7 protein-coding genes are annotated in these 11,913 nt (G+C 52.7%); 5 read left to right on the forward strand and 2 right to left on the reverse strand.

Annotation, left to right across the window (positions count from 1 at the left end):
* Positions 1-6 precede the first annotated feature (6 nt).
* Entirely contained in the window at positions 7-1,314 is a 1,308-nt protein-coding gene (locus M2108_RS14870) for a DUF1963 domain-containing protein (RefSeq protein WP_277470295.1), read from the forward strand.
* A gap of 16 nt (positions 1,315-1,330) precedes the next feature.
* On the opposite strand, the gene M2108_RS14875 is transcribed toward M2108_RS14870, so the two are convergent.
* On the reverse strand, positions 1,331-1,867 hold the full coding sequence (locus M2108_RS14875) for a CDP-alcohol phosphatidyltransferase family protein (RefSeq protein ID WP_277470294.1): 537 nt from the start codon (positions 1,865-1,867) through the stop codon (positions 1,331-1,333).
* A gap of 165 nt (positions 1,868-2,032) precedes the next feature.
* Here M2108_RS14875 and M2108_RS14880 point away from each other — a divergent pair, with 165 nt between their 5' ends.
* The 3 genes from M2108_RS14880 to M2108_RS14890 all read left to right on the forward strand — a co-directional run bounded on the left by M2108_RS14880 (position 2,033) and on the right by M2108_RS14890 (position 4,627).
* Positions 2,033-2,920: a CPBP family intramembrane glutamic endopeptidase gene (locus tag M2108_RS14880; RefSeq protein ID WP_280777077.1), complete on the forward strand. Its 888-nt coding sequence runs from the start codon at positions 2,033-2,035 to the stop codon at positions 2,918-2,920.
* 94 nt (positions 2,921-3,014) lie between these two features.
* On the forward strand, positions 3,015-3,566 hold the full coding sequence (locus M2108_RS14885; RefSeq protein WP_277470292.1) for a hypothetical protein: 552 nt from the start codon (positions 3,015-3,017) through the stop codon (positions 3,564-3,566).
* Positions 3,567-3,961: 395 nt separating this feature from the next.
* Positions 3,962-4,627, forward strand: a complete 666-nt coding sequence (locus tag M2108_RS14890) for a hypothetical protein (RefSeq protein WP_277470291.1) — start codon at positions 3,962-3,964, stop codon at positions 4,625-4,627.
* A 503-nt stretch (positions 4,628-5,130) separates the two neighbouring features.
* Here the strand turns inward: M2108_RS14890 and M2108_RS14895 are convergent.
* Positions 5,131-10,884: a bacterial Ig-like domain-containing protein gene (locus tag M2108_RS14895; protein ID WP_277470290.1), complete on the reverse strand. Its 5,754-nt coding sequence runs from the start codon at positions 10,882-10,884 to the stop codon at positions 5,131-5,133.
* Between the two features lie 239 nt (positions 10,885-11,123).
* On the opposite strand from M2108_RS14895, the gene M2108_RS14900 reads away from it, so the two are divergent.
* On the forward strand, positions 11,124-11,843 hold the full coding sequence (locus M2108_RS14900; protein WP_277470289.1) for a glycosyltransferase family 2 protein: 720 nt from the start codon (positions 11,124-11,126) through the stop codon (positions 11,841-11,843).
* The last annotated feature ends 70 nt before the right edge of the window (positions 11,844-11,913 follow it).

Raw genomic sequence — 11,913 nt, forward strand, 5'->3', positions numbered from 1 at the left:
TTATCAATGACAGAACGCATCCCCTGCAAAAGTGAAGGCTGCAGCGCGACCATTCTTCCGGCTACTTTTCAGAAAACCGGCGGCTACTGTATGCCTTGCGTGCAGGAAAAAGAACGTCAGGAACGGCAGGCCTACATTATGCAGCACCGCAAAACAGTGGATTTATATGCAGGCATTACGGACCCTGTTGAGGTACTGAAGATTATGCATGCCTCCAGACCCCATGACCCGCTGATTGTGTACACACCCTATAGATCCGGCAAGGAGGAGCTGTACCGCACACTTTCCGCAGAGGATGCCGGCAGGCTTGAGGCTTATGCTGTTGAATTACTGCAGACTGGGGATGAAGAGGCCTGCACTGAAATCCTGATGTCACTGGTCTGCTATAACAACCGGATGCTGCGCGGAACCGGCATTCTTGCTGAGCTGATTCACCGGGAAATATACGATCCGGCATTTTTGTATAAACATGCACCGGCGGAAATCCGGGATCTGCTGCTGGAGCAGGTGGAATCAGACGGGGAAAACCGTAATTTACTCCTGCTTGCTTTAAGCTGGATCGGTGATGACGCTGTCGTTCAGCGCTTCAGGGAATGGCGTGAGCATGCGCCGGAATGGGCGGAAGAGCTATACATCGCACCTGAACGTTATGCACATGAAGCCGGCTGGGAGCTGACTGCTGCCGGGGAGCGCCGGGATTTATTTTATCCGGATAATTATGCTGTTGAGAAAATGAACCCGTCTGCTGCCGGGGCATATCCCGTGGAACCTGCGGCAGTCTTTCTGACTGGCAGCAGCCAGGTTTGTGAATGGTGCGGGAGTCCGCTCACCGTTCTGGTAGATATCCATGCAGGTCACCCATCCATTGAACGTATGCCTGTGACCGGACAACGGCTGCAGGTGCAGACCTGTGTCATTTGCAGCTGTTATGGTCCGGTGTATATGGAGCTGGATTCTGTGCAGGGAGCGCGGTGGAGTGCTTTTAACCGAAAGCCTGATTATTTGCCGGACACAAATCCGGCTGAGGAGAGCCGGGCATACCTGTCTGCCGGGAAACATTTCCGGATAGCGGAGAAGCCGAGAAACACCTACCATGCCGTTCAGTGGACCATGGAGCCTTGGGCTTCGCAGATTGGCGGGTATCCGACCTGGATTCAGGATGCAGAATATCCCGAGTGTCCCTGCTGCTCGGAGCGCATGCATTTTATCGGCCAGCTGGACTGGGAAGCGGTAGAGGATTACGGGGAAGGGATATATTACATGTTCCTATGCCCGAAAGGCAGGATGTCTGCCACACTGTTCCAGCAATCGTGATGTATGATGCGGCAGTCTATCTTTTCCATTGGAAATAACGGGCATCCCTATTAAGCTCCTGTGACCGGAAATTGATTGCCAGCTCCTCAAGGGCTGACAGACTGGCTGCGAAGCACAGCAGGCTTGCGGTTACCGTAAGTCCAAGCAATGTGTACAGAAACGGGAAGCAGAATAGCAGGAGCCCAGTCGCCTTGTTGGCATAGGTATGGATGAAGGCCAGAGCGTGGTATCTGAACCATCCGGTCAGGAGCGAAGCGGTGCGGATGACGGCAATGTCGGCTATCCAGCAAATGATCCATACAGACAGCTGAAGGAGCGGGAGGAAAACCAGCAGTAACACGCCTATAAAAAATACATCGGCTACACTGTCGAGACTTGCGCCAGCTTCGCTGGCGCTGTTTGTTTTGCGGGCGATATAGCCGTCCAGCACATCGGTTGCCCCGCACAGGGTATATATGGTCAAAAACAAGCCGGATAGCGGCTGCACAAACAGCAGGCTGAGCGAGCCGATGATCCGCATAACGGTGAGCGCGTTAGGGAGATATCTGATCATTATGCCTCCTGAAATTATAATCGGGATTTGGTGATGGAGTATATAAAGGGGAGGGACTTTTATTATATCTGAGCCTCCTGCTTTCATGATAGGGTGAAGATTACAATACTGTATAAAAGTTGGTGACTTGCTATTCAGAGACTAAATGAAATTTTGAGGAGAAATGTGTTATTTGCCGGGGCCGGGGCCAGCAGACTGAAGATAAAGGTTTATATGCTGGTGCCGCTTTATTTTATCTTGTGGATGGGGAGCCTGACTGCAGGCCGTTTGTTTTTTTTCGTGTTCTCCTCCGGTCTGTCCCAGGCTTTTGGGGTGGATGAAGCTACGGTGCAGGCTTTCCGGAAGATAATGGTATGCGCTATACAAGTTATCATCTTTGGCTTATGGATCGTTCTGATCGAAAAACGTCCGCTCAAATCAGCAGGACTTCATGCGGTCAAACCGCTTAAAGCTTATTGGACTGGGGTTTTCATCGGGTTCTGTGCGATTTCAGCAGTCACTGCCATATTACTGGGCATGGACATGGTACAGGTGGAGGCCTCTCATCTGGTGTCTATAACACCGCTGGCAGCAGTTATTGCTCTTGGCTGGATTGTTCAGAGCGCAGCGGAAGAAGTGGCCGTAAGGGGCTGGCTTATTCCCATGCTGGCAAAGGAAAGCTCACCTGCTTTTGCAATCCTGCTGTCTTCCGTTATATTCGGATTTTTTCATCTGTTCAGTGCCGGGGTTACTGTATTGTCTTTTACCAATCTGATCTTGTCCGGAGTGTTCTTCGCTGGCTATGCAATTCTTACTAAGCATATTTGGGGTGTCTGCGGTATGCACTTTGCGTGGAACGTTACGCTGGGCAATGTTTACGGTTTTCCGGTCAGCGGATTTTCGGATAATGGGCCAACGCTCGTAAAGCTGAGTCAGACGGGGCCGGCGCTGTTTACAGGCGGAGCTTTTGGTCCGGAGGGAGGAGCGGTTACAACCCTTGTATTACTACTTGGGATTATTATTGTCGTCAAGTTATGGCATAAACAGCAGGCGCTGCCTACTTCCACTAATTAACATATTTCTAGTAACATTTGTAACAGTGTTTAATGCTAGAATTTGATAAAAATAGGTTGTAAGCGTTTTTTATAACATGACTGGGGGAATGTTTGTGAAAAAAGTTACAAAATTAATGCTGGTGGCTGGACTCTCACTGGCACTTGTAGGCGTAGGCAACAGCGGTGCGCTTAACAACGTATCTTCTGCAGCCAGCGCACCTTTGAAAGTGGGCCGTGTAGAGGCAGCAGCCCATGGGACTAAATGCTTTACTGTAGCCGTTGCAGTCGTTCAGAACGGTGTAATCGTAGCTGCTTCGCTGGATGACTACCAGTTCCTGAGCACTGATGTGGCTAAGGGAGTGCCTAACTCGGATAAAGACTTTGGCCAGAATTATAAAGACCCTAACGTCGTTCTTGCTTCCAAAAAAACCAACAGTAAATACTACAGTGAGCACATGGCAGAAGCTGCAGGCTCTACAGTAGCTTATGACAAGAACCTGGCAGCGATCGAGAAATTCGCAACAGGCAGAACTATCAAATCACTGGAACAGACACTGACATACAAATCGGCTGAGCAGGTAGTTGATGCGGTAAGCGGAGCTACACTTGTGGATACCCATGGTTACCTCAAGGCCATTCTTGATGCCGCCAAAGCGGCCAAATAAACCGCTGCAACTTAGAGAGTGCAGACACCTTCACAGTAATCGCTGTGAAGGTGTTTTTTGTGTGCCGGAATCATACCATGAAGCACCAGCGGACGCCGAAAGGATCAGCAAACTGCACCATGCACGGACTGTAGAAAACCGGACCGATCGTTGTGATGGTTGTGCTTCCTGCGGAATAAGCATCGGATTTCTCCTTTAGTGATAGAATGATATATAAATATTTTACAGGAAATAGTTTTCACTGTATTGTAAAATTACGACGCAGACCCGGATGGAAGCCCGTCATTGCAGGGTTTCTTATGCGTGTGCGGGCGCTCCGGCCGATGCTGGGAAAGAGGATTATATTTTACCCGGGGCCGGTTGATGGTATGATAGATAGCGGGGTGAAATGACGAATGAATAATGAGAATGAAACAGTAAACGAAACAGCTAACGAAACAGCAGCTGAAACAGCGACTGAGGAAACCGGCAATAACCCGGCAGGTATGACCGAAGAGAAATGGAATGAGCTGATCAAAGCGGTTCATCATAATGGTATGGTAGCTTTGAAAATGTATTTTAAAGAGGTGCAGAGCCAGATTATTAATCTGGCGGCTTTTGGACCTGTCTTTGTATACCATGTGAAAAATGAATCGGGCGATGTTTATTCGACCGGATTTTTCCTGCGCGAGCTGGTGAACCGGTTCCAGTCGGATAAGAATCCGGAAGTATGGGTGTCCTCCTTCTTCCACGAATTGATGAAGACCAAGGGAGGCCAGCCGCTTCCGAAGCAGCCTGAGAGCGAAGATGAAGCCAAGGCGATCATTGACAACAAGGTGATCCCTTTGTGCATCAAGACAGTGGAAGAGGAATTTGCACCGGAGAAGGTACATGCAGGATTGGCCTGGAATGAAGACCACGGACCGGTGTTCGAGGCAGGCTTCCCGTCTATTACCGACGGCAACAATGTCTGCGCAGTTCCGCTCCAGCTGCTCTTCACACACTTCCAGCTGAACCGCGATCCATCCGAGCTGGTGCTTGCCGGGATGTACAACATCCGGAAGCAGCATGGACTGGAATAGGACGGGCTGGTTACCTGCCGAAGGCAAATGGCTGTCTGTATTTTGAAATTCCAACGGACCGTATTGGCGTTATTTGCCGGAATAGGCTCATTTATCGGGACTAACGGACCGTAGGGACCTTATTGCCGCCCGAAAAGTCCCATTTGGGGAAATAGCCCGAAAATAAGGGCCCTGGTGTCCGTTAGCCTGACAAAAGCGGTATTTTCACAGAGATAAGGTCCGTTCGGTCCGTTAGATCCCGGTGTCAGACACCGTTTGGGAGATGGCTTAGGCCTATACTCCGGGCGGGTCTGCTGACTGCGAAAGAAACTCAAAACCATAGTGTCGGGTGCTTCACCTGATAGTGTCTCGTACTCTTCTTAACAGACACGCACAAAGAGACGGCAGAAGTGCCGTCTCTTTGTGCTGTATGGAGGCTCCTATTACAAGACCTCATAGTCTGTGCCCTGACGCTGGTAGCCCGAATATCGCTGCTTGTTACCACTGCATCTGCTTCTTTGCAGCTATTGCCGCATTAGAATCCGGTAGATCAAGACGGCTGCTTCAGCACGGGAGGACAGGGCTGCCGGTTGAAGCAGGCCGCCGGCATCTCCCTTAATGAAGCCAGCTGCGGCCAGCGAGGCAATGTCAGCGGCAGCGTAGGAGGCAATACCAGCCTGATCGGCGAAACTTGCTAATGTGCTGGCTGCTGCTGCAGAATCTCCCGGCAGAATGCCCGCAGCCTTGAGCGCTCTGGCCGTCATCACAAACATATCCTGACGGGAGACCGGCTCCTGCGGATGAAAGCTTCCGTCCTGCTGGCCGTTGACCAGACCATGCTGCTTTGCTGTCATGAGCTCTTCATAGAAGTAGTCCTCAGGTTCTACATCTGTGAAGCCTGAGCCGGTACCGCTGGCGCTTCCGGACAGCCCTAGCAGCCGGACCAGAAGCAGGGCAAAGTCGGCGCGAGTAACGGATTTCCCCGGCAGGAAGCCGTCTTCAGTTACTCCCCGGATAATCCCGCGCGAGGACAGAACTTCGATTTCATTCTTGGCCCAGTGCTGGCTGGAGACATCGCCGAAGGCCGGATGGTTATGGACAGCAGAATACTGTCCGGCAGAATGTTCAGCCGTGAAGACGGCCTGTTTCCCGGCGGAATCAAACCTGCTGTTCACTACAGGCGTAATGACACCGCTGCCGCTGACCTGCCAGACAACGATAAACGGGTGTTCGGAAGCAGGCAGAGCAGTCTGGTAGGGCAGGCGGATCTCGATTGCTGAACTCAGGCTGTCAGTTCCTGCTGCGTTGCCGTCCACCAGAAGCTCATAGGCTATAAGCGGAGAGCTTTCCAGCTGTCCTTTCAGGGCACTGGAAGGTTCGGCGATGCTTACCTCCAGCATAACCGTACTGGCACCTGTGAGCGCTGCTGACCGGAATAAGGTATCCGGGAGCACAAAGCCCGCGATGGCAGTATCTACCTTCAGCTGGAGCCTCGAGTTCCCGGTTGTAAACAAGGAGGCAGGGAGTGTAATTTCATAGGCGTTGAAGCCATCTGCCGCGTTCTCCTTCAGCCGGAGCTGAAGCAGCCGGGTGCCGTCTGCCTGGCTCTTAGCCTGGGCAAGCGCATTTTGCAGCGCGGTATCAGTAAGTGCCGCCCGGGCCGTGCCTTGTGCAGACGTAACCGGGAGGGTAACGCGGACGCTTCCATCCGGCTGTGCCGCTACCGCAAGATCAGCCGCTGCGCCAGTACCGCCCGGGATTGCCGGAACTGCTGTGGCTGTCGGCTGCGGTGTTGCACTTGGGCTTGGTGTTGCTCCTGGAGTTGGGGTCGCAACAGGCTCTTCCCCTCCGGGTTCATTCTCGCTAAACGGAATGAACTTCAGGAAATCACCCCAGACCACATTACCCGCGGCATCTCTTGCATAGGAGCTGACCGGGTTCAGGCTGGCAAAGTTGGCATCGCTTAGCTGTTTGCCGGACTTGTTCGCCGAAATGGCTCCGTCATACATAAAGTTATTGTCTGCTGCAAGTCCTGCCGGATACTGGTCCTTGGCAATGCTCGCCGTCCGGTAGGATAAAAAGCCGTTAATAGTGAAATCCGGCGTGATGTGATCATAAGTGGTGAAGCTGAGATTGCCGCGCGTATTGTTGAAGCCGATGTTGTTCTCGGCAATGACGCCGGGATTGCTGTTGCTGGTATAGCCGTACGCGCCATTGCCGAAGGCGATGGAATTGCGGATGATATGATGGACCGAAATGCCTTCCCCGCCGAGCTTGAAGCCGTTTTTGTCACCTGCACCTACGGTTCCGTCTGTCAGGCGGCCGTTGTTGAAGGCCGCGCTGTCCTCGATCAGTACAGCACCAATCGCTCCCGTTCCCGCCTTGGTGTACAAGTCCCATCCGTCGTCAATATTGTTGTACGACAGGCAGCCTCTGAACACATTGCCGACTCCGGAGGTCAGCTTGGCCGCGAAGCCGTCGGCATTATTGTCGGAAGGGTCACGGTTATCGAAGGAGGAGCTGTTCAGAATCAGGTTGTACGACGGCCAATCCGCGATTTCCGCAGCAGTTCCGTCCGTCCGGCTGATCTGCAGGCCGGTGTCGCCGTTGGCATAGAAACGGCTGTTTTCAACGATGTTATGATTGCCGCCCACAGTAAATCCTTTGGTATTGCCGGCCGAACGCGTGAAATCAAGTCCCTTGATATGCCAGTAGCTGCCGCTCAGCAGGACACCTTCTGTTTTTTTGTCAAAATCAAATACCGGTCTCGCTCCGGGAGCAGCTTCAAGCACCTTCACGGCGTCTGCCGTCCCGTCATTGTATTTCTTGATCTCCAGCTTGCTGCTGCGTACATACCGGCCGTCCAGAACGATAATATGCTGTCCCGGCTGTACGAAATCAATCGCGGTATCCACATCGAGCGGATGCTCCGGTGTACCGTCCCCGGTGCTGGTTCCGGCAGGAGAGACGTAAATATCGCTATTGTCAGCATAGCTTTTCATAGTAACGGTAAAGTTGCGGACGATTTTATCGTAGGAGGTCAGGTACTGGGTATCATCCGGCAAAAAGCTGATGCTGAAATTCGTATCCTGCGCTGCAAGTACGGCCGGAAGCGCAAGCCGTTTGCCGGCTTCGGCTCTGACATCCTGGGCAATCACGGCGGAGCCCTGCTTCAAAGTTACCGTTCCGCTGACATTCGGCCGCAGAATCAGCCGGTAATCCGGCTGGGAGGTTCTGCCCAGAGACAGGATGTCAAAGGCTGGCGAAACCGGATTTTGCGGCGGATCTACCTTAGGGGCATCCGTCGCCGCCGAGGTTACGGTCAGCTGAATGCTGCTGACATCGATGGTAGCCAGCCGGGCTGTGTAGAAGCCGACATACATTTTGCCGTCCTGCACGTTCAGAATATCCGGTGTAAAGAACACTGCCTGCTTACCGTCGTTAAGCTGGCCGGTGAAGCCGCTGTTCGTTTTGGCCAATGTAAGACGGTAAGGAGCGGCAGGGAACGTATTACCTGGAGCAGGCTGCTCATTCTTCAGCATAACAGCCTGGATTCCCTTGCTGCCGGCCCCGTCAGAGGATTCCACTCCGGTGCGCACAAACAGCTGGGTTCCGTTGCTGCTCTTGGTGCCACCGCTGTAGCCGCCGATTGCGGCGATATTGGAAGCAAACACGCTGGAATTGCCTGCGGTGCCGATGACATCCCGGGCCATAATGCCAAAGGATTCCTGGCCGTCATGCGGGGACTTGGCATAGGCCGACACCTGAATGTCAGCAGACAGCACGAAGTTATCCTGTGCCGCATCAAGCACGGTGTAGTAGAACGTGATACCGTCATGATCCTCAGTAACCTTGCCTCCGCCTTCCAGGGCAATCAGACGGACTGAGCCATCCTCGCGGACAAGCGTCTGGTTATTGGCAGCGGATGTAGACTGGCCGAATTGAATGCTGTTCCATACCGGCTGAGAAGCTTCTCTTACGGTTACAGAATAAGTAATGGGATCAATGGAGTGATCACCCGGGATAATCCCGATAGCATACACCCCGGCTGCCTTGCTGTTAAACTTGCTTGAGTCAAGCATATAACTGCTGAGCACTTCCCGGTCACCGTTGTCGTACACCTTGGAGACGGCAAGTCCTTCACTATCAAAGCTGTCGTCAAGCAGGAAGGTTGTTTTTGGATAGGCGGTGACTTCAATGCCGGTCAGCTGTTTGATTTTGACCTGAACAGGGAACTTGGCTGTAACTCCCTTGTGGCTCACGGTAATTTCCTTCGTGCCGGGTGCCAATGTATCTAGCGGGGAAACTGTGTATTCCTCTTTCATCAGCCGCTGTGACGTCCCGTCGCTGTAATGCGCGTAGAGCACAAGGCCCTCCAGCTTAAGGGAATCCCCGATGTAGTAAACCGTCTGCTCAGGGAGATTGCGGATCTCCAGTTTACTGAGAGTAGCATCCTCAACCTTAATGTCAAAGGCAGTTGTTACTTCCGGTGTCTCCACCGAGGTGACAGTCACCTCATAAACGCCCGGTTCGGTGAACAGGTATGGCGCCTGCTCCGTTACATTCTGGCCTTTGATGGAGAGCGAGTAGAGACTGGCGTCCAGCTCTGCCGCCGAGGTGCTGCCGTTATAGCCGGCCAGCACGACAAGCCCCTGCGGATCGAAGGCATCCCCCGGATAATAGACCGTTTTGGCCGGATAGTATTTGACCGTAAGTTCGGACACGGACAGCGGAAGAATCTGCAGGGTAATTGCCGCAGACGCGCCGTTGTAATGAACAGTTACCGTATTTGCTCCGGCTTTGCTGCTGTCAAAGCCTGTAACGATATAGTCGGACGGTGACAGGACAGCCTCACTATTATCGGAATACAGTGCTTTTACCGACAGGCCCGTCAAGTCAAGCGCCTCCCCGATCAAATAAGAGGTCTTCGGCATCGCGCTGGTATCAGCTGTCAAAGCGGTGACGGTTTTGGTCTCCAGCCTGATACTGATATCGTTGAAGACGATAACGGCATCCCTGGCTGCATATACCCCTGCAAACAGCGTATCGCTGAAGGCTCCGTCCAGCGTTACGGTTTCGGTCTGGCCGCCGGCGCTAAGCTGCAGGGTGTTTCCGGATTTTTTGATGCTGAGCCCGTATTCTGCACCGGCTGCCGGGGCGGGTATACCGCTGAACGGACTTAGCTTCACCTGTGCGGCCTGCTTGTAAAAGCCCTTGATTACCTGATCCAGCGCCCCGACTGCAGCGTAATTGGAGGTTGCTGCAGCAGAATCTCCGTTCACGCCGACGCTGTCCCGCAGCATCAGCCCGAAGGACTTCTGGTTTGGTGTGCTGATGCTGCTGTTGCTGTTGAACGAAATGACCTTGGCCTTAGCTGTAAGCTCAAAATTGGCCTGGGCAGGTATCTCCCTGAAATAGAAGGAAAGCCCTTCGTCGCTGCCGGAGATTTTCCCGCCGTAGGTTTCCAGAGTTACCGAGGTCTCAGTTGCATCCACAGGTTCAGGATTCTTCAGGGCACTGGTGTTTCCGCCAAAAGCGCTGTAAGTCCATGGGCCAAGCTCGACTGGCTTCTCCTGTAGAAGCTGTACATTACTGAAAGTAACAGTTGTGTTCCTCGCGGTGTAAAGTCCGGCATATTGAACAGTACCGCCGAAGCCTTCAAGCGTTTTGGTAACACCGTCAAGGGTGAATACATACAGATTCCCGGTTTTTCGGATGCTGAGATCATAATCCACACCGGCTGCTGGCTTGCCGGATGTATCAAACAGATAACCGGTCTTCTGCAGGCTGCCGCCATTCGACTTATAAAACGCTTTCATTTCTTGGTCCAGTGCACCGACTGCAGTGAAATCCCCTGTGTACGCCCCGGACTGGTTATCCCACACATTACTGCGCAGCATAATTCCGAACGACACCTGATTGTTCGCTGTCCAGGCATCCACATGAGCCTTAGCCTTGAGCTCGAAGTCCGCATCCGGATCCATCTGCTGGAAATAATAAGCGATTCCTTCGGTGCTGCCGGAAATTTTGCCGCGGTCAGCTGAGCTGCGCAGGGTAACAGTAGAATCCGCATGCTCCGTGATGCCGAAGTTCGCCGCCGTAATTTTGTCCTGTCCGCCCACATCGCCCAACACGCTGCCCTTCCAGCTGCTGCTGATATTGATCATACCGGAAGCCGGATCAGTGTCAGAGCCTTCTGTTGCAGAGACGGGCGGCGGAAGCGAGGATGACAGTAACAGGATGGATGTGAGTACAGACAGCAAGCGTTTTTTATACAAAACCGGAATCCCCTCCATATATACCTGTATTCGACCGGCCGGATGGCCTGATCAAGCGAAATTATACCGTACAGCCGAAAAGTGCGGCTACAATCAATAACTCACATCTTGCGCTTCAGAGGAGAAATGGCAAAAATGTGAGCTAATGATACTAGGAGTACCAGTACTTGACCTATGCCCGAACGGGCCCTGAACGGAGCTCATATGTTGAAGGGATAACAGGAGGGGAGAGAGGGGCAGTGGGAAAAGCAACGGATAAGCATGTCAATGCAGTCTCTATTATCGTATGCACGAATCGCCCGGAATTTTTTGATAATCTGCTTGCCAATTACAGGAGCCAGCGGGTCAAGCACAAGGAACTGATTATTATCCTTAACAAGGACAGCATGATGCTGAAGGAGTATCAGCTGAGGGCAGGCTCCAGAAACAACATTTCGGTCTATAAGCTGCCGGAGTCCGTCTCGCTCGGCCAATGCCTGAACGGTGCTATTATCAAGGCGCGTTATCCGCTGATCGCCAAATTTGACGATGACGATTATTATTCCCCTTATTATCTGAAAGAGCAGATCAGGGCGCTGAACCGGACTGGAAGTGATATTGTCGGCAAGCATGGCTGTCTTGTCTACCTGGAGGCCAGCCGCCAGCTGATCATCCGCTCGCCGAAGGAGCAGCGGAAGCCGGTTGTTTTTTTGCAGGGGGGGACGCTGCTGTTCAGGAAACGGGTGACCCGGCAGGTGCTGTTCCCCGACCGTTCGGTGGGTGAGGATGTTAACTTCCTTAGACGCTGCAAAAGAAAAGGGTTCCGCACCTTCGCGACCTCCACGTATAACTATGTCTATGTGCGCAGGTCGGACAAAGGCAGCCATACCTGGAAGGCCAAGGATTATTTTTACCTGAAGGGCAGTGTTCCGGTGGCGGTAACCGGGAATTTCCGGAGCTTTGCCGACCGTGAGCAATAGCCCGGATGAACAAAAACTGCGGTTTGCGCGTCCTGGCATCATGTATTGCAGAAATAATTACCCTTCTAAA

Source organism: Paenibacillus sp. PastM-3 (genome assembly GCF_029893965.1).
Lineage (GTDB): Bacteria > Bacillota > Bacilli > Paenibacillales > Paenibacillaceae > Paenibacillus_AQ.